The organism is Jeongeupia sp. USM3 (assembly GCF_001808185.1).
Lineage (GTDB): Bacteria > Pseudomonadota > Gammaproteobacteria > Burkholderiales > Chitinibacteraceae > Jeongeupia.
On sequence record NZ_CP017668.1, the window covers coordinates 1,301,636 to 1,319,591 of the forward strand.

A 17,956-nucleotide genomic window follows, 5' to 3' on the forward strand; every position below is an offset into this window, starting at 1 on the left:
GGCGGGCGCGACGAAGCCGGCGCAGCGGTTCCGGCAAGGCGCACGGCACCGGGGCCGTGCGCAAGTACGGCAGGTGGGCGCCGCCGCCGGCCGCGCTTACCTGAACAGCAGTTCGTAGATGTAGAAATGCTCGGTGTCCGAGAGCCGGATGTTGTAGGCGGTTTCGATCGGCGCGAACGCGGCCTTGATGACGGCAAATGCCGCATCGTTGACGATCGCGCCCTGCGGCAGCGTCATCTGTAACGGTTTGCGCTCGATCACGATGCGTTCGACCATGCAGCAGCAGTGGATCATGAAGCGCAGTGTCACCTTTCGCGACGGCTTGATGTCCAGCTCGCTGCAGATCCGGTGGTAGACGCCCTCGATTTCCTGCAGCACCCGGTGCGGGTTCAGCACCGAGATCTGGTTGATGATGCTTTCGATCGTCACCGTCGAGATGAACTTCATCGACACCTTCTCGAGCATCAGCTCGCGCTCGTCCGGCGCCATGTCGACGTCGAGCATGTCCATCACCAGCTCGGCGCCGTGCTCGGAAAACAGCTCCTCGAGCGACAGGAAGGGCACGTCGGGCAGCTTGGGCAGGAAGGAGCCGATGATGCCGGCCAGCCGCTCGTTCTCGCCGATGTGCTGGCTCAGCCGGTCGAGCTGTTCGATCTCGGCGTAGTCGAGCGTGACCAGCCGCACCCGGTCGGTGATCATGTCGTCGAACACATCCTCGATCATCTTGCGGATCTTCACCGAGGTGCCGAGGCCGGTGACGCACGAGACGACGACCACGCGCACCTCGTCGGCTCCGGCGGCGTCGTACAGGTCGTGCTCGAGCCCCTGCGCCTCGAGCAGTTCGCCCAGCGCCCTGAGCTCGGTCGTCTCGTACGACAGGTTCATCGCCACCTCGAGCAGGCCCAGCATCGTCACGTTGCGGATCAGCAGCGTTTCGACCTTGAACATCTTGCGCACCACCGCGCCGAAGTGCACCAGCGAGCCGAGGTCGACCGCGAGGATCAGCTTCCGGTACTGGTAGCGCGCCACTTCCTTGAGGAACAGCGCCAGGGTGTCGTGCACCGACTGCTCGAACGGCATGTTGATCGCGGTCACCAGCTCGCGGCCGATCAGCCGGTTCACGTAGCCGGCCATGCTGCTCGCGGTGCTGTCGCCGTGCGAGATCAGGATCACGCCGCAATCCTGCTGCAGCCGGTGCGCGTGGCGCTGCGATTTGAGTTCGGCCAGCAGCAGGCACATGAAGATCAGCTCGGCCGACGGGCAGACGATCAGGAAGGTTTCCTCGATCTTCCTGCACACCAGCCGGGCGTTCTCGTATTCGGCCTTGGCCGCGTCGGCGATCAGGTTCGCCGAGTACAGCCCCGGCACCTTGCCCTTCTTCACATAGGCCAGCAGCGTGATCAGGTGGTTGCGCAGATGGCCGGCGACGGTGTCGCTCATCTTGTAGCCGGCCAGCCCGTCGATGAAGGCGGTCAGCAGCTTGATCTTCTGCTCGATCTGCAGGCCGTAGACGCCGTCGAGCGTCGGCAGCGGCTCGACCGCGGCGTGGTGGATCTTGTGCTCGAACACCGTCTGCAGCTTCTTGCGCAGGATCAGGCTGATCTCGTTGGCCGGGATGTTGCTGTGCTGCAGCTGCGTGTATTCGTCGGCCAGATAGGCGTAGAAAAGGTCGGCGTCCTTGCGTTCGAGCGGCAGCAGCGCGGTGCGTTCGAGCTTCTGCACGTCGCTCGGTGCGATCGACAGCCAGTCGCCGCCGACCAGCTCGTCGAGGATCAGCCGGGTGCGGATGTCGTAGTGCGCGGCCTTGCCGTCCAGCTGCGCCTGATCGACGGTCAGCACCGCGCTGCGGCTGCCGAACTGGTTGGCGTAGGCCTGCGCGCAGATGAACTGGATGTCGCTTTTCAGCTCGCCGATATTGCCCTCGTACTCGCGGCACAGCAGCTCGCCGAGCAGCGGCTTGGCCACCTTGAGCGTCAGCCCGGTCTTGCGGCTTTCGGCGTGGAAGAAGCGCACGATCATGTCCAGCCGCTCGTCGAACGAGCGCGCCGCCAGCGCCGGCAGGTCGATCACCACCTGGATGCGGCGCAGGAAGGTGCGCAGCAGCGTCGACCTGATGTTCTCGGTGGTCGCGCAGATCAGCCGGACGTTGCTGCTGATCTCCTTGTCGCTCGATCCCAGCCGCCGGTACACGCCCTTGTCGAGGATCGAGAACAGCTTTTCCTGACCCTCGAACGGCAGCCGGTGGACTTCGTCGAGAAAGAGGAAACCGCCCTCGGCCTTGGCGACCAGCCCTTCCTTGGCCGCACCGGCGCCGGTGAACGCGCCCTGCTGGTGACCGAACAGGTGCGAAGTCAGCAGCTCCGGGTTGTTGAAGTACTCGGAACAGTTGAAGTAAACGAAGGGCACGGCGGTGTCGCGCGCGTAATCGCTGAAACGGTGCATCAGCTCGGCAAAGTAGGTCTTGCCGACGCCGGACGGCCCGGTGAGCATCACGTTCAGCCCGTTGGGCGGGTACAGCACCGCGGCCTTGCCCTTCTCGACCGCCTGTTTCAGGCTCTGGTCGTAACCGATCAGCGCGGTGAACGGGTCGGCCTCCAGCGCCTCGTCCCGCTCGCCCAGCAGCTCGGCCAGCTCGCGCACCTCGTTCAGCGCCGGGTCCAGCTCGGCGCCGAGCAGCTCGGCCGTCGCGGCGCGGTGCAGGAACAGCACCGGCCGGCTCTTGATCTTGATGACCCTGCCCTCGTTGCACAGCTCGGTCAGGTCCTTGCTGACCGAGTTGCGGGCCACGCCGAGGTTGTAGCCGATGGTTTCGGCGTCGATGCCGCCGCCGTCGCGCAGCGCCTGCGCCTTGAGCTGCCGGGTGAGCCGTTCGAGCTCTTGGTAAATCGTGTCCTTCCTGCGTACCGCCATGTCGTCATCCGTCGAGTCTGCCCACGATGATGCCCAAGGCGGCGCCGGGCCGCCTTGATCGCGACCAAGTAGGTAGCACGATGCGGCGAGCGCATGCCATTGGGGGTTCGCCCGGGCCGGCGTCGCAGGATTGAAACACGCCGCTGCTAGCCTCGCCGGCTTCAACCGTCCGGGCGCCCCGAGGAGCGACGACCATGCCGCACACCGTCTACAGCAAGACCGCCGTCGGGCAGGCCGAGATCGACGCGCGCAGCCTGGGCCTGTCGGCCAGGGCGCGCCGGCTGCTGATCCTGATCGACGGCCGGCGCACGCTGGCCGACATCGCCGCGGCGCTCGGCCACGCCGGGCTGGCACCGCTGCTCGCCGAACTGCAGGCGCAGGGCTGCATCGCCGCGCCGGACCAGTCCGGGATCGCGACCGAAGCGCCAGTGACGCCGGCGCCGTCTCCCGCGCCGGTGGCACCGGCGGCGGCGACGCAGCAGCCCCGGCCGATCGACGCGGTCGACCCGATCCGCATCGTCAAGGCCAAGGAACTGATGACCGAGAGCGCGCAGACCTTCCTCGGCCTGATGGGCCGCGGGCTGATCAGCGAGATCGAGGCCGTGTCGGACACGACGACACTGAAGAACGCGATCGCACGCTGGAACATGGCGCTGCGCGAATCGCGCAAGGCCGGCCCCTACGCCGACGAGTTCGTCCAGGCGGTCAAGGTGCTGACCGGGCTGTAGCGTCCGGAGCGGGGCCGGATCGTCACGCCGGCGCCACGGTGCTTCGGCGGCGGGCCGGGCATGTTTATACTGGCGGTCGACCACAGGGCACGATGCCCGTACAAATCAGGAGACTCGCCGGATGTTCGCCCGCCTTCGCTCGCCCCTTGCGGCACTGACCGCCGCACTCTGTACCGCTTCGCTGCTGGCGCCGCTGCCGGCGCTGGCCGCCGCCAAGGCCGAGACCTTCCCGCGCGCGGTGCTGTGGAAGATCGAGAAGCCCGGCACCAAGAAGCCGTCGTACCTGTTCGGCACCGCCCACGTCAGCGACCCGAAGGTCACGCAGCTGTCGCCGCAGGTGCAGAAGGCGTTCGACGACGCCGACACCGTCACCACCGAAGTGCGCATCGACTTCAACGGCATGATGGACTTCGCCAAGCGCGTGCTGATGCCCGAAGGCGAGCTGCTCGCCAACCAGATCGACGCCGACCACTACAAGAAGCTGCTGCCCGAACTCGCTGCGCGCGACTACCCCGAAGTCGCCGCCAAGCGCATGAAGCCGTGGGCCGCGGCGATGCTGCTGATGGTGCCCAAGAAGAAGGCCGGCGACCTGCCGCTCGACCTGATGCTGGCGAAGATGGCGATCGAGGGCAGCAAGGAATACACCGGGCTCGAAACGATTTCCGAGCAGGCGTCGGTGTTCGAAGCGATTCCGGCCGACAAGCAGAAGACGCTGCTGTACGCGCTGATCGACCAGCAGCCCGACGTCGACGCCTACTACAAGAAGCTGATCGCGATGTACGTGCAGCGCGACATCGAAGGCATCGTCCGCTTCGCCGACAAGGACGAAGTGACGCTGCCGGCCGCCGACCAGGCGTTCTTCAACACCTGGAAGCAGAAGACGCTGATCGACGACCGCAACGACCGGATGGCCGAACGGATGCAGCCGCAACTGGCCAAGGGCGGCAGCTTCATCGCCGTCGGCGCGCTGCACCTGCCGGGCAAGACCGGCCTCGTCGCCCAGCTCAGGAAGCAGGGCTACACGCTGACCCCGATCGACGACCGCAAGCGCAAGTAGTAGTCTGACCACGACAAAGAAAGCCGGGCCTCCCGGCTTTCTGCATTCTGGAGAACCGGTTCATGCACTACCGCACCCTGCCCGGCACCGAGCTCGAAGTCTCGTCGATCTGCCTCGGCACGATGACCTTCGGCGAGCAGAACAGCGAGGCCGACGCGCACGCCCAGCTCGACGCCGCGACCGCCTTTGGGGTCAATTTCATCGACACCGCCGAGATGTACCCGGTGCCGGCCAAGGCCGACACGGCGGGCCGCACCGAGGAATACGTCGGCAGCTGGCTGGTGAAGCAGCCGCGCGACAAGGTCGTCGTCGCGACCAAGGTCGCCGGCCCGAACCGCGGCATGGACTGGATACGCGGTGGTCCGCAACTGAATGCCGCGCAGATCATCAAAGCCTGCGATGCGTCGCTCGCCCGCTTGCAGACCGACTACATCGACGTCTATCAGGTCCACTGGCCGGCACGCGCGGTGCCGATGTTCGGCACCAGCCAGTACGATCCGGCCGACGAGAAACCCGGTACGCCGGAGATCCACGAACAGCTCGAAGCGCTGTCGAAACTGGTTGCCGCCGGCAAGGTCCGCTACCTCGGCACGTCGAACGAGACGGCCTGGGGCGTCGCAAAATGGGGTGCGGCCGCCGATGCCGCCGGCCTGCCGCGGATCAGGACGATCCAGAACGTCTACAACCTGATCAACCGGACCTTCGAGACCGGCCTCGTCGAGGCTTGCCACCGCGAACAGGTGTCGCTGCTGGTCTACAGTCCGCTCGCCTTCGGCCTTCTGAGCGGCAAGTACATCGCCGACCACCCGGCGGACGCCCGGCTGACGCGCTTTCCTGCCTTCGGCTCGCGCTACCGCAAGCCGTTCGTCGACGACGCGGTCGCCGCCTACGCGCAGCTCGCGCTCGAACACGGGCTGACGCCGACGCAGCTGGCGCTGGCCTTCGTCCACAGCCGCTGGTTCGTCGCCAGCACGATCATCGGCGCGACGACGCTCGCGCAGCTTTCCGAGAACATCGGCAGCAGCGAAATCGTGCTGTCCGAAGAACTCGAAGCCGGCATCGAAAAGCTATACCGTCAATATCACAGCCCCGCCCTGTAGTCGCGAACGGCAAAACCCTGCTGGCGGCGTTGCACGCGCTTGCCGTACCCGTTTGTACTGTCTACGCGCGTGCGCCTTGCCAGCACCGCTGCGCTGGGTTTTTCCGCTCGCTCGGTACAGAATTTTCGATCATCCTCGTAGACTCAGAGTCCATGCCGGTTTCTGCGCTTCGGGCGGGACCAAACTGTTTTGGCTCGCTCGCCGACTGAATCGTTTACCCTCAAAGCCAGCTTTACCCTCAAGGCCAGCGGAAAGGAGTTCACCATGCGCGCCCAAGCCGAAGCCCTCCGCGACTACATCGTCGCGATCCGCCGCGACCTGCACCAGCACCCGGAGCTCGGTTACCGCGAAACGCGCACCGCGCAGCAGGTCATCGCGCAGCTCACCGCGCTGGGCCTGCCCTACCGCGGCGGCATTGCCGGTACCGGCGTCGTCGCCGAGCTGAAAAAGGGCGACGGGCCAACCGTGATCATCCGCGCCGACATGGACGCGCTGCCGATCATGGAGGACACCGGCCTGCCGTTCGCGTCGCAACACCCCGGCGTGATGCACGCCTGCGGCCACGACACCCACGTCGCGATGGGGCTCGGCGCGGCGCGACTGCTGCTCGACGCCGATTTCGCCGGTACGGTGCGCTTCGTGTTCCAGCCGGCCGAAGAAGGCTGCTACGACGATCCGGACGGCTGCTCGGGCGGCCAGCGCATGGTCCGCGAAGGCGTGCACCTCGGTGCCAGCGCGGCGATCGCGCTGCACCAGGTGCCGGTCATGCCGACCGGGCGGATCAGCATCCGCGACGGCGCGGTGATGGCCGCCAGCGACGAGTTCGAGATCGTCGTCCACGGCCGCGCCGCGCACGCCGGCGTGTCGCCGCAGGCCGGCATCGACGCCATCGTCATCGCCGCGCAGATCGTCACCACGCTGCAGACCATCGTCGCGCGCAATGTCGGCCCGACCGATACCGCCGTCGTCAGCGTCGGCACGATCTCGGGCGGCACGGCGACCAATATCGTCGCCGAGGCGGTCCGTCTGACCGGGACGATCCGCACGCTCAATCCCGAGACGCGCGCCAACGTCCATGCGCGCGTCGCCGCGATCTGCGAGCACGCCGGCGCGATGCACGGCACCACGGTCGACTGCCGGATCGCCAACGGTTACCCGGTGACGATGAACGACGCCGGCATCGCCGCCATTGCGCGCGGCGCCGCGCGCACCGTGCTCGGCGATGCGGCGCTGATCGAGCTGCCGCCGCTGATGGGCGGCGAGGACTTCTCGTTCACCGCGCAGGCAGTGCCGTCGTGCTTCGCGCTGCTCGGCACGCAGGGGCCGGAGCGCAGCCCGTACTCGCTGCACAGCCCGAAAATGATCGTCGACGAGGCCGCGCTACCGCTCGGCGCCGCCTGGCTGGCGCAGACCGCGCTCGACCTGCTCGGGCACTTCGCCACGCCGCGCTGATCGCGGTGCGGACCCGCGAAACGGCCGGCCGACTGTGCATACTGCCCGCCGGGACAAAGGGAGTGGCCGGCTATACTGCCGGCCCAGACAACCGAACCGGAGCCCGCCATGTCCACCCTTCCCGCCTGTCCGCAATGCGCGATGGAGAACACCTATCCGGACGGCGAGCAGTATGTCTGCGCCGACTGCGGCCACGAGTGGAACCCGCAGGCGGCCGGCACCAGCGACGACGAGGCCCGCGTGGTCCGCGACGCCAACGGCACGGTGCTGCAAGACGGCGACGCGGTGGTGCTGGTCAAGGACCTGAAGGTCAAGGGTTCGTCGATCACGCTCAAGCAGGGCAGCAAGGTCAAGAGCATCCGCCTCGTCGGCAGCGGCGATCACGAGGTCGACTGCAAACTCGACGCCGGCCAGTTCATGCTCAAGGCCTGTTTCCTGAAAAAGGTCTGAACACGCAGCGGCGATGAAAAAACGCACATCCACGGTTATGTGAAGTCACTGACCACTAATATTTGAGGGCCAAAAATACCGCTTCTGCACCAAGAGGCGGTTTTTTTGGGTTTGACGTTGAGTTTGTATGTGTCGGGTTCCGCTTGTTTGTAGATTTTTTTCTTGAACAATTCCGGTCGCTCTGTTTGCCACATTTTCAGCGACTCGATCGGTGACCGGAAGCCCAGCGCTTTTTGCGGGATGTGATGGTTGTAGGCGTTCCGGTAATCGTCCAACGTCTGCGCCAATTCCGCTGCACTGGCAAAGCGGGTCTGCTTCACCAGCTCGCTGATCCGGCCGTTGAAACGCTCGACCATGCCATTCATTTGCGGCGTGCGCGGCGGGATCAGCCGATGCTCGATCCCCAAGGCTGCACAACGGCGATCAAACACGTGCCGTCCGCTCGGGGTCTTGGCTTTGCTGGTGAAGCGATCGGTGAATTGGCTGCCATTGTCGGTCAGCAGTTTCTCGATTTTCATCGGCGCCGCCTTGTACAGGCGCTGCAGGAAGTCGACGCTGCTGGCTTCGGACTGATCCGGGTAGATGTGCAGGAACACCCAGCGGGTGGCCCGGTCGATCGCGACGAACAGGTAGCTGCGCGAGGTTTCGTCGGGCATCTGCGGCAAGTACTTGATGTCCAAATGGAAGTAGCCCGGTGCGTAGTCCTTGAAGCCCTTGGAGGGCGCGGCGGGTTCTTCCGGCTGCAGTTGCGCCTGCAGTGTCTTGAGGTTGCCGACGCCTTCGCGCACCAGCAGCCGGTTGATGCCGGATCGGGTGGCGTTCGGGTTGATGAAACGCTGGGCCACCGCGGCCAGGTCATCGAGCGGCAGCAGCAAGGTGGTGCGCAGAATCAGCACCAGCGCTTCCTGCGTCTGGGACAAGGTAGTGTGCAGGGTATGCGGGCGGTGCGACCGATCGGTGAATTCGTCGCGCGTTTGCCATTTGCGGATGGTGTCCTTGCCGACGCTGTAGCGCAGCATCAGCTCGCGCTGCGAGAGGCTGGAGTGGCGGATTTCCTCGCGGGTGAGCGGTGTGGTGCGGGCATTGCTGTGCAGGCGGTGGCTCATGGCTGGCTCGCATTGACAGACTGAGTGATCAAGGTACGCAAAAGCGCGCGTGCCTGGAAGAGTGGCCAGCTGCGCTTTGGAAGCCAATCAGACGAAACCCAACATGTATGGAGTATTTGTACTACTACTATGAGTTCAGTTAACAATCTCTCTGACCAACAACAGATGGAGCTGAGCCCACCTGGAAAGCATGCCCCGCAAATCCTCGAAGCGCCGTCACAGCGTCAAGTGGCCTTGGGCTCTCTGCGGACTAAAATTCTGGAAGACATGGCATGACCCATACCGTCGTAAACTCATGGATGACATATTAAAATGGCCATGCCAAAGCTAATCATCGATGAGAGCATGCTCGAACGAATTGTAGCCAGCTTTACCGGTCTACCAATCACTATGGGGCCTGACGGAAAAATGCTGGCTCCGGGTACTGTTGACCTACTTGACGCCGATCACACCATTTCTCGTTGGATGCCTAACGACGATCGAACTGGCATGTTCGTGCTTGCCGCCGAAGCATGTCGTGATGTTACGTTTTACTCAGAACGCCTGATTGACTCGAAGACACGACGGAGAGCCATGAGGGGCGTCACTGTGCCTGTCTGCAAACTCATGGACGTTACGGCTCTTCTAGTGTCGAGAATGAATGACAAAACAACCCGCGACGCCCGTGCTCAGTGGCTAAATGCAGATCGAAAGACCTATCACGAGGTAGCTAAGCGCTTAAGGAAAAGTCGTCTGCAGGGTCCCGTTAGGTGGGTTCGCAACAAGATTGGTGCACACCTTGATGCTGAGGCTTTTACGGTGGGCACCGAGTACCTCAAGCTGGACGACATCCTAGGGGCCTTTGGAGATTGCGTGGTATTGCTAACGTTGTCGATGAACTACCCATCAAGCTGGTTCAGCTGGATTCGTGACCTCGGAACATCTCCTGATGGGCAGCAGCACATCGTAGAAACGATGTTCGAATATCCACTATGTATTCGCTGGGTCACGGACTTGGACGGACACCCAATTACTTTGAGTAGGGCTGTGTTGGCCGAAGATCCAATGCATGAACTTCAAGCTCAAATGTTTGAAGCCGCCAACGCATACAACGAATTGGTAAGAGTGACGGGCACACAACTCCCACTCATCACCATGAATCCGATAGTCGATGCTGCAGGCTCAGCTCAGAAGAAATCGGCAACTAACAACTTCCTTCAAAGTATAAGGATATTCTAGCTCCCCACAGGCTAGCGCGGCCTAATCATTAGCTTTCGTGGCGACGATCGTATCCGAGCTGACAAAACTCCTGACCTGTGCGGCAGGTAACCTGCACATTGCTGCCCCAAACGCTCCTCAAACCAAAGGCAGCTCTGGCCGATTTGCAGAAGAATAGATGAAGATCAGTTAACCCGTAGCCTGCGCATGAGTGAACCGCGAGGCGGTCACGAATGATCAGAGCGGGTGGTCATGTTGGCTAGAATCCACAATCAGTGAAATGATCCTCAGAGCTAAGGCTAGAGCTTCAAATGAAATCGGCCAGCACAAAGGCTGGCCGATGTATTGCTATTAACAATACGAAATCATTGCTACCACTGGCTTACGAACAAATATATTCGTTTTTGCTCCGCATAACGCGTAATGTGCGTTTTTCTTTGCGCCAGCCGGGCGCGATCAGAGCCGGAAACGGGCGACCGAGTCCTTCAGCTGTGCCGACAGCGCCTCGAGCTCGTGCACGTTGCGGTTGGCCGCGGCGACCGAGTCGGCCGACGATTCGACCATATTGGCAATCCGCTCGACATTGCTGGCGACGCTGGCGCTGGCCGTGCTCTGCTCCGCCGTCGCGTTGGCAACATCGCGGATCTTGCCCAGCGTCGCCGCCGAGCCGGCGCTGATCTCGCGCAGCGCGCCGGCGGCCTGGCCGGCCAGCTCGACGCCGCGCGCCACCTGCGGCCTGACCGACTCCATGCTGTCGACCACCGAGCCGGTATCGGCCTGGATCGCCTGCGTCATCGCGGCGATCTCGCCGGTCGCCTGCGTGGTCCGCTCGGCCAGCTTGCGCACCTCGTCGGCGACGACGGCAAAGCCGCGTCCCTGCTCGCCGGCGCGCGCCGCCTCGATCGCCGCGTTCAGCGCCAGCAGGTTGGTCTGGTCGGCAATGTCCTTGATCACCGCGGCGATCCCGTCGATCTCGCGCGAGCGCTCGACCAGCCCGGCAATCAGCACCGACGCCTCGCCGATCTGCGCCGACACCCGCTGGATTTCGGCCGACGCATCGTTGACCAGCGCCTCGCCCTGCCCGGCCAGCTCGGTCGAGCGCGACGAATTGCTCTCGGTCTCGCGGGCGCTCTCGGAAATCTGGTCGACGCTGACCGACATCTGCTCGATCGCCGCCGCGGTCGCCGCGGTCGCATCGGACGACTGCCGCGCCGCCTGGTTGATCTGCGTCATCTGCCCCGAGAGGCTCGCCGCTGCCTGGCCGAGGCTGCCGGCCCCCTGCTGGATGCCCTCGATCATCTGCCGCAGGCTGGCCTGCATCGCCGCCACTGCGCCGAGCAGGCTGTCGCGGCTCACCTTGCCGTCGATCCTGCGGCTCAGGTCGCCGCCGGCGATCGCCTGCGCCACCTCGGCCGCGTAGTCGGGTTCGCCGCCGAGCCGGCCGTAGATGCGCCGCGACATCATCACCGCAACGGTGACGACCACCGCCAGCACGACAAGGCCGATGATCAGGAAGGTCAGCGCGTAGTGCCAGTAGGCGCGGTCGATGTCGTCGGTGAACAGGCCGAATCCGACGATCCAGTCCCAGCCGGCGATCTTGATCACGCCGTTGACCTTGGACACCTCGACATCGCTGCCGGGGCGTTTGGTAACGATGTCGGTGTAGCCGAAGTCGCCTTTCGACAGCACCTCCAGATACGCCTCGTGCGTGGTCCGGCCGTCGGGCAGCTTGCTGCCCTGACTGACCTTGCCGACCTTGCGCGGATCCGGGTGGACCAGCATCCTCGCGTCCATGCTGCGGATGAAGATGTAGTCATCGCCCTGCGCCAGCCCGGACGCAGCCTCGATCGCGCGCGCCTGCGCCTCGTCCTTCGTCAGTTTGCCGCTCTGCTCGAGCTTCTGGAACGAACGGATCTGGTTGGCCGCCAGATCGAGCAGCAGGCGGATTTCGGCACGGCGCTCCTGCATCATGCTCGAGCGGATGGTTTGCAGGGCATAGCCCGCGATGATGACAAGGCCGACGACCGCACAGACGACGATCAGCCCCAGACGGGTGGATAGCTTCATTGGCTTGCTCCAGCGCCTCCCTGACGAGGCGGTTTGACGTGGTATGGCCCGCTCGTGGCGGGCTTCGTGTCACATTAGTATTTTGTAATTTTCTTACTTACAGATGAATTATATCCAATCCGCATTCCACCGTGGCCCCGGCCGGCTGGAAGCCGGCTGCGGCGCGCTCTATAAAAACACGGCCACCCCGCCATCGACATAAGGAAGAACCATGACCCATCGCGCCAGTTGCCACTGCGGCCGCATTGCCTTCGAGGTCGACGGCGAAATCGGCCCGGTGACCGCCTGCAACTGTTCGATCTGCCAGCGCCGCGGCCACCTGCTGTGGTTCGTGCCGCGCGCCAGCGTCCGGCTGCTGACGCCGGAAGCGGACATGAGCACGTACACCTTCAACAAACACGTGATCCAGCACCGCTTCTGCCCGACCTGCGGCTGCGGCCCGTTCGGCGAGGGTGTCGATCCGGCCGGCAACCCGATCGCCGCGGTCAACGTCCGCTGCATCGAAGGCATCGAGATCGGCGAGCTGCAGATCCGGCAGTACGACGGCCGCAGCAAGTAGGCACCGGCCACCGGCGGCGGCGTGCCAGCGCCATCCCCGCCCAGGCACCGCGCACCCTGCGCACGGGCGCGGCGTGCGGCCAGCCTTACGCATGTCAGCTGGTGAATTTGTCACGCCGGCGGGATGACGGCGGGAAACCCGCAGCACGGCACTGGCTGGCGGCACTACAATCGGGACATTGCCGGCGCCGCCCGGCCACGGCTCCCGGAGCTTGCTGCATGCTGCAAACGATCACCACCTTCCTCGGCAACATCCTGCTGGTTGTCGCCGCGCTGATGCCCATCCTCAACCCGCCGGGGCACGCGCCGATCTTCCTGTCGATGACGACGGCGTACAACGAGCAGGAAAAAGCCATCCTCGCCCGCCGCGTCGGCATCTACAGCTTCTTCCTGATTCTGGTGAGCATGTTCACCGGCAGCTACGTGCTGGATTTCTTCGAAGTCTCGCTGCCGATCATCCGTGTCGCCGGCGGCCTGCTCGTCGCCGCGGCCGGCTGGAAGCTGCTGTCCGAAGAAGGCAAAAGCAGCAACCGCAAGCTCGAGGAGCAGGCCGAAGCGCTCGAACACAGCACCGAGGAACTGCGCTCGCGCGCCTTCTACCCGCTCACCTTCCCGATCACCGTCGGCCCCGGCACCATCACCGTCGCCATCACCCTCGGCGCCGGCCTCAAGGGCCCGGGCCTCCTGCACCGGCTGGACATGCCGATCGCCAGCATCATCGCCACCGCGCTGGTCGCCTACTCGCTGTACTTCTGCTACCGCTACGCCGAGCGCATCATGCGGCTACTGGGCAGCACCGGCACCATCGTCTTCCTGCGGCTCTCGGCCTTCATCCTGTTCTGCCTCGGCGTGCAGATCGTCTGGGACGGCGCCAGTGCGCTGCTGGCGGATTTCGTTGCGCACTCGGCACCGGCGTTGCTGAAGCGATAGCAAGTCCACTGGGTGAACACAGCGATTGTGCAACACCATGATGCGGCAGGCCGGTACTTCACCGGCTTCAGCGGGCTGAGGAATCCGGTCGGGTCACCGCTGCAGTCACCACTTTCAGCCGTCGGAGCGAGGAAAGGTGCCACAGCACATTCCTCATTGCGATCAAACCCGGCACTGCAATGACGATACTTCCGACCGGATTGCCACCGGCAAGTGACCGTACCGAAAACAGCACGATTCCAGCGCAAAGTACGGCGTTGCTCACCAAGCCAGCCAGGGCGACAGGATGGCTTGCCTGAAGAGACCGGGTGGAGAGGATCGTGGACAGCGCAGCCGCAAAGCCGACGGCGGCAAACAAGTAGCCTGGCGCAGCGAAGAAGCCGAACAGCAGCTCGGCGACAAAAACAGCCAGCCAAAACAATGCAAAGACAATATTGGTAATCAGCATGCGAACCTGCGTGTGGTTTACTCGGAATTATGTTTGCGGCACAGGCGTGGATCATGACCGCAAGAGCCACTGGCAGCGTACTACTGCAAGACTGGAAGATCGGAGTCCGGATTCGACTCCCTGATGAAATCAATGACCGCGACAAACAGCGGCGAATGGCTTTTCCTGTTCACGGGCGTAATCCGGTAGTCCAACAATGTCACCCCTGCAGGCGGCCGATCCGGCTGGTGGGAACGGACGACGACAAGCAGCGAGTCCACCAGCGCCTCCGTCGAGCGCGAGGCTGACCATATGGAAACACGCTGGACATCGGCAACATCGACTTCCTTCCAGCGATGGCAGGTCGAATAATTGGCATAAACCAGTTTCTTCCGCCCCCGATCCAGCCAGACTCGCTGAACACCAATACCGGCAGCGATCACGAAACTCATGAAAAAGAAACAAAAATTGAAAAGAATAATGCCGGGCAGATCCTGATAAAACCCGCCATACGGATCATAATAAACATCCCAGGACATCCACACGCAAACGCCGAGCAGCATCAGCTGCATCAGGAATACAAGACGCCAGCCTGTTGTGAAACGCTGAACCTGCAAATCTGAACCCATCAGAAATAAATCCTGCTATCCATACACCAGCACGTAGATTGGACCGAATAAAATGAAGTCCAACGTTGACACTCACCCCGCCCTACTTGAAAAATATGGCAGGTCAGTCTGTCTTGACGTGCAGTCAGCCAGTTTGGCCTAAAATAAGCACCGCCTTTCAAACGAGCCCGTCGAGAGCGCATGATTCAACGCCCCATAAAGTGATGGATTGAGCGTTGGGCCTCATTTCATTCAGCCCAACCTACGGGCTGAATTTACCCGCCTGCGGGTCTTTTCGCACAGATACGGTGGAATGATAGGGAGGGGTCGCGTCACACCAGTTGTGCTTTCAGGTAATTGATGAACGAAGTACACGACAACAGAAAATAGCGCGCGTCCGATTGCGTGAGATTCGGTTCATCGAGCATGGCATGACGGATACCGCCTTCGTCGCTTGTATAACCATAGAGCTTGACGAAACCGTCCTTCAATGCTGGATGTAACGCCCCGCGTTTCTCGATTGCTTTGAGAGCATCGGCCAGCGTTGCCTTCGGGCTCTCGGCAACAATCCTAGCCATACTCTCAACTGCAGAAATAGACTCTTTGATCGAATTTCTGTAATCGGGTCTTTCGCGATCAGCATACAACTCGAACCCTCTCTGGAGATGTGCCGTGGTTCCGGCAAATCGTGAATCCAAGAGGGCGTCGTTCAACATCGCGAGTTCTTGGGCGTCTGTGATGTCAGACAAATGACCCGAAACAAAGCGATAGGCGGATAGTTCTCGTTCAAGTATGCCGTTCACAAAATCGATCAGACGTGAATTTGAATGTTCGTAAAATTTGAGGATGAATTCAAGAAAGTCATATGCTTCGAACCACTCACATTCAAAGAAATACTTGCGAAGCGCCGCCAGTACCCGCTGCTTGCTATCAGGCCGCGAGTCCAGCGGCTTTTTAAAGTGATTGAACCAGAGCGCCCTGCTCAGTGGCTCCATTCCAGGGACACCGTACTGTTTCCAAAGAAATCCCGTCGTTGACCAGAGTGCAACGTCTAGGGCATTCCAAATCGAATTGCGAAGGTCGCTGTTCATAGAATCAGCTTGGATGATTTCCGAAACTGGCTTCAGACCTTTTCGCTGGCTAAATGACTGCATCTTGGAAGATACCTAACGTGGTGTATGCACCATGGCGCATAACACGACAAATGAAAATATATTCGACATATCCGATAACACCTGCAACACGCCACATTCTTTCATAAATTCAACAATTTACTGCCTAAAAGTGTACACGTAGTGGCCTCCGTGGAGCACGACTTACAACTATCAGTCAGACAGAAAAATACAAAAAAGCCCACCGTTCGGTGGGCTTTTTCGCCACAGCAGTTGCGATTACTTGCCGTCGAGCAGCTGTTCGATCTGTTGGCGCGGAATCGCGCCGGAGACGATGCGGCCGTTGCCGAAGATCAGCGCCGGCGTGCCGGTGATGCCGAGCGATTCGCCCAGCGCCAGGTTCTTCTCGATCGGGTTGGCGCAATCGGCCTTGCCTTCCGGCAGCTTGCCGTTGTTCATGAAGTTGCTCCATGCGGCCGCCTTGTCGTCGGCACACCACATCAGCTTCGACTTGCGCTCGGCGTCCGGGTGGATGTTGAGCGGGAACAGGAAGGTGTAGATGGTGACATTGTCGACACCCTTCAGGCTTTCCTGCTCGAGCCGCTTGCAGAACGGGCAGTCCGGGTCGGAGAACACCGCCAGCTTGCGCGCGCCGTTGCCGCGCACTTCCTTGATCGCCTGATCCAGCGGCAGCTTGCTGAAGTCGGTCTTCATCAGTTCGGCCATGCGGCGCTCGGTGACGCTTTCCTTCTTGGCCACGTCAACCATGTCGCCGACGATGACGAAGTTGGCCTTGGCGTCGGTGTAGACGATCTGGCGGTTGGCGATCACCACTTCGTACACGCCCTTGATCGGGCTCGGGTTCACCGCGGTGATCTCGCGCCCCTGCAGCGTCGGCGCCAGCTTGTCGCGGATCTGCTTCACGTCGGTTTTGCTGTCGGCCTGTGCCGAGCACGCGGTCAGGGCGACCATGCCGATGACGGCCAGACTCTTGGTGATGCGGGTCAACTTCATGCGGTTTCCTTTGTAGCGTTCACGCGTCCATCGCGTGGCGTATCAACTGCTGCTTGATCCAGGGAAGCGAATCGGTCAGGCCCAGCCCGGCGTTTCGCAGCGTTTTCAAAATCGGGTTGCGGTTGTTGAACAGCTTCTGCAGGCCGTCGCACGCGCCCTGCATCAGGTAAATCGCTTCGCGCCGCGCCAGCTCGTAACGGCGCAGGTTGAGCCGGTCACCGAGCAGTCGCGTCTCGGTGGCCGCCAGCAGCTTCGCCAGCTCGGCCACGTCGCCGAAACCGAGGTTGACCCCCTGCCCGGCCAGCGGATGCACCGTGTGCGCGGCGTCGCCGACCAGCGCCACGCCTTCGCGCACGAGTTCGCGCACATGCGTCAGCCGCAGCGGGAATGCCGCCGCCGGCGTGATGCAGCGCAGCTCGCCCAGCGCCCGACCACCGGCCGCGGCCACCCTGGCGTCGAGTTCGGCTGCCGGCAGCGCCAGAAGTTCATCCTTGCGCGCCTCGACGCACGACCAGACGATCGAGATGCGCTTGCCGGCCAGCGGCAGCCAGGCGAGGATGCCGTCGTCGAAGAACCATTGCCGTGCGACGCCATAGTGCGGCCGCTCGGTCTCGAAATTGGCGACGACGCCCCACTGTTCGTACGCGCGTGCGGTGCTGTCGATCCCGGCGCTGCGGCGCAGCCACGAGCTGGCGCCGTCGGCACCGACCGCGAGCCGGGCGCGCAGCACGCGGCCATCGGCGAGCGAGACGGTAACACCGTCGGCGTCGTGGGCAAACGCGGTCGGCTCGGCCGGCGCCAGAACGCCGACATTCGGCGCCGCCAGCGCGGTCTGCCACAGCGCGGCCTGCAGATTGCCGCTTTCGAGGATCGTCGTCAGCGCGTCGATGCCGGCATCGAGTGCATCGAACTTCAGCCCGCTGCGGCCGTCGTCGCCGGTGATCCGCATCTGCGAAACCGGCTGGATTCGGTCGATGTCGAGCCGTTGCCACGCGCCGATCTCGCGCAGCAGCTTCTCGCTGGCGCGGCTGATCGCGTAGACACGGTTGTCCCACTGCGCGCTCGGCGCCTCGGTCTGCGGCGTACGGCCTTCGAGCAGCAGCACCGAATGCCCGCCCGGCGCCAGTGCCGCGGCCAGTGCGGTTCCGACAAGGCCACCGCCGATGATCAGGATATCTGCGTCGTAATGCATGGCGCAGAGTGTAGCAGGCCGGTTTGCCCGAATGAAATGCCGCATCTA

15 protein-coding genes and 1 pseudogene are annotated in these 17,956 nt (G+C 62.9%); 8 read left to right on the plus strand and 8 right to left on the minus strand.

Annotation, left to right across the window (positions count from 1 at the left end; translation table 11 throughout):
* Positions 1 to 96: 96 nt before the first annotated feature.
* Entirely contained in the window at positions 97 to 2,910 is a 2,814-nt protein-coding gene (locus BJP62_RS06020) for a sigma 54-interacting transcriptional regulator (protein ID WP_070527788.1), read from the minus strand.
* Positions 2,911 to 3,104: 194 nt separating this feature from the next.
* Between BJP62_RS06020 and BJP62_RS06025 the strand changes: the two genes are divergently transcribed.
* The 5 genes from BJP62_RS06025 (at position 3,105) to BJP62_RS06045 (ending at position 7,697) form a co-directional block, all read left to right on the plus strand.
* The gene (locus tag BJP62_RS06025; protein WP_070527790.1) at positions 3,105 to 3,638 is read left to right on the plus strand and encodes a hypothetical protein; all 534 of its coding nucleotides are present in this window, start codon (positions 3,105 to 3,107) and stop codon (positions 3,636 to 3,638) included.
* Between the two features lie 121 nt (positions 3,639 to 3,759).
* Positions 3,760 to 4,695, plus strand: coding sequence for a TraB/GumN family protein (locus BJP62_RS06030; RefSeq protein WP_070527793.1), 936 nt, complete (start codon positions 3,760 to 3,762; stop codon positions 4,693 to 4,695).
* Between the two features lie 62 nt (positions 4,696 to 4,757).
* Positions 4,758 to 5,795 (plus strand): aldo/keto reductase, encoded by a 1,038-nt coding sequence (locus tag BJP62_RS06035; protein ID WP_070527796.1) that lies wholly within the window; start codon positions 4,758 to 4,760, stop codon positions 5,793 to 5,795.
* 264 nt (positions 5,796 to 6,059) lie between these two features.
* A complete protein-coding gene (locus BJP62_RS06040; RefSeq protein ID WP_083300741.1) occupies positions 6,060 to 7,247 on the plus strand; it encodes a M20 family metallopeptidase in 1,188 nt (395 codons plus the stop codon).
* Positions 7,248 to 7,355: 108 nt separating this feature from the next.
* Complete coding sequence (locus tag BJP62_RS06045; protein ID WP_070527802.1) at positions 7,356 to 7,697, plus strand: zinc ribbon domain-containing protein YjdM; 342 nt, start codon at positions 7,356 to 7,358, stop codon at positions 7,695 to 7,697.
* Between the two features lie 143 nt (positions 7,698 to 7,840).
* On the opposite strand, the pseudogene BJP62_RS06050 reads toward BJP62_RS06045, so the two are convergent.
* Positions 7,841 to 8,803, minus strand: a pseudogene (locus BJP62_RS06050) (IS481 family transposase); the annotation flags it as partial.
* Positions 8,804 to 9,148: 345 nt separating this feature from the next.
* Here BJP62_RS06050 and BJP62_RS06055 point away from each other — a divergent pair.
* Positions 9,149 to 10,021, plus strand: coding sequence for a hypothetical protein (locus tag BJP62_RS06055; RefSeq protein WP_145927124.1), 873 nt, complete (start codon positions 9,149 to 9,151; stop codon positions 10,019 to 10,021).
* 435 nt (positions 10,022 to 10,456) lie between these two features.
* Here BJP62_RS06055 and BJP62_RS06060 read toward each other — a convergent pair whose 3' ends face one another.
* Entirely contained in the window at positions 10,457 to 12,067 is a 1,611-nt protein-coding gene (locus tag BJP62_RS06060) for a methyl-accepting chemotaxis protein (RefSeq protein WP_070527810.1), read from the minus strand.
* 211 nt (positions 12,068 to 12,278) lie between these two features.
* Between BJP62_RS06060 and BJP62_RS06065 the strand changes: the two genes are divergently transcribed.
* Together BJP62_RS06065 and BJP62_RS06070 are read left to right on the plus strand one after the other, a co-directional pair.
* Positions 12,279 to 12,626, plus strand: coding sequence for a GFA family protein (locus tag BJP62_RS06065; RefSeq protein ID WP_070527813.1), 348 nt, complete (start codon positions 12,279 to 12,281; stop codon positions 12,624 to 12,626).
* A gap of 218 nt (positions 12,627 to 12,844) precedes the next feature.
* Complete coding sequence (locus tag BJP62_RS06070) at positions 12,845 to 13,555, plus strand: MarC family protein (protein ID WP_070527816.1); 711 nt, start codon at positions 12,845 to 12,847, stop codon at positions 13,553 to 13,555.
* A 67-nt stretch (positions 13,556 to 13,622) separates the two neighbouring features.
* Here BJP62_RS06070 and BJP62_RS06075 read toward each other — a convergent pair whose 3' ends face one another.
* The 5 genes from BJP62_RS06075 to BJP62_RS06095 form a co-directional block, all read right to left on the minus strand.
* Complete coding sequence (locus BJP62_RS06075) at positions 13,623 to 14,003, minus strand: hypothetical protein (RefSeq protein WP_070527819.1); 381 nt, start codon at positions 14,001 to 14,003, stop codon at positions 13,623 to 13,625.
* A gap of 80 nt (positions 14,004 to 14,083) precedes the next feature.
* Entirely contained in the window at positions 14,084 to 14,611 is a 528-nt protein-coding gene (locus BJP62_RS06080) for a hypothetical protein (protein ID WP_070527822.1), read from the minus strand.
* A 311-nt stretch (positions 14,612 to 14,922) separates the two neighbouring features.
* A complete protein-coding gene (locus BJP62_RS06085; protein WP_070527825.1) occupies positions 14,923 to 15,744 on the minus strand; it encodes an AbiJ-NTD4 domain-containing protein in 822 nt (273 codons plus the stop codon).
* A gap of 237 nt (positions 15,745 to 15,981) precedes the next feature.
* Positions 15,982 to 16,716 carry a DsbC family protein gene (locus BJP62_RS06090; protein WP_070527828.1) on the minus strand — a complete coding sequence of 245 codons (735 nt, stop codon included), beginning with the start codon at positions 16,714 to 16,716 and terminating at the stop codon, positions 15,982 to 15,984.
* 19 nt (positions 16,717 to 16,735) lie between these two features.
* Positions 16,736 to 17,908: a UbiH/UbiF family hydroxylase gene (locus BJP62_RS06095; protein WP_070527830.1), complete on the minus strand. Its 1,173-nt coding sequence runs from the start codon at positions 17,906 to 17,908 to the stop codon at positions 16,736 to 16,738.
* Between the last annotated feature and the right edge of the window lie 48 nt (positions 17,909 to 17,956).

What these genes read in the sequence shown, in the direction of transcription:
- BJP62_RS06020 (WP_070527788.1), bottom strand. Translation starts at nt 2,910, where the DNA reads ATGGCGGTACGCAGGAAGGACACGATTTACCAAGAGCTCGAACGGCTC.
- BJP62_RS06025 (WP_070527790.1), top strand. Translation starts at nt 3,105, where the DNA reads ATGCCGCACACCGTCTACAGCAAGACCGCCGTCGGGCAGGCCGAGATC.
- BJP62_RS06030 (WP_070527793.1), top strand. Translation starts at nt 3,760, where the DNA reads ATGTTCGCCCGCCTTCGCTCGCCCCTTGCGGCACTGACCGCCGCACTC.
- BJP62_RS06035 (WP_070527796.1), top strand. Translation starts at nt 4,758, where the DNA reads ATGCACTACCGCACCCTGCCCGGCACCGAGCTCGAAGTCTCGTCGATC.
- BJP62_RS06040 (WP_083300741.1), top strand. Translation starts at nt 6,060, where the DNA reads ATGCGCGCCCAAGCCGAAGCCCTCCGCGACTACATCGTCGCGATCCGC.
- BJP62_RS06045 (WP_070527802.1), top strand. Translation starts at nt 7,356, where the DNA reads ATGTCCACCCTTCCCGCCTGTCCGCAATGCGCGATGGAGAACACCTAT.
- BJP62_RS06055 (WP_145927124.1), top strand. Translation starts at nt 9,149, where the DNA reads ATGCTCGAACGAATTGTAGCCAGCTTTACCGGTCTACCAATCACTATG.
- BJP62_RS06060 (WP_070527810.1), bottom strand. Translation starts at nt 12,067, where the DNA reads ATGAAGCTATCCACCCGTCTGGGGCTGATCGTCGTCTGTGCGGTCGTC.
- BJP62_RS06065 (WP_070527813.1), top strand. Translation starts at nt 12,279, where the DNA reads ATGACCCATCGCGCCAGTTGCCACTGCGGCCGCATTGCCTTCGAGGTC.
- BJP62_RS06070 (WP_070527816.1), top strand. Translation starts at nt 12,845, where the DNA reads ATGCTGCAAACGATCACCACCTTCCTCGGCAACATCCTGCTGGTTGTC.
- BJP62_RS06075 (WP_070527819.1), bottom strand. Translation starts at nt 14,003, where the DNA reads ATGCTGATTACCAATATTGTCTTTGCATTGTTTTGGCTGGCTGTTTTT.
- BJP62_RS06080 (WP_070527822.1), bottom strand. Translation starts at nt 14,611, where the DNA reads ATGGGTTCAGATTTGCAGGTTCAGCGTTTCACAACAGGCTGGCGTCTT.
- BJP62_RS06085 (WP_070527825.1), bottom strand. Translation starts at nt 15,744, where the DNA reads ATGCAGTCATTTAGCCAGCGAAAAGGTCTGAAGCCAGTTTCGGAAATC.
- BJP62_RS06090 (WP_070527828.1), bottom strand. Translation starts at nt 16,716, where the DNA reads ATGAAGTTGACCCGCATCACCAAGAGTCTGGCCGTCATCGGCATGGTC.
- BJP62_RS06095 (WP_070527830.1), bottom strand. Translation starts at nt 17,908, where the DNA reads ATGCATTACGACGCAGATATCCTGATCATCGGCGGTGGCCTTGTCGGA.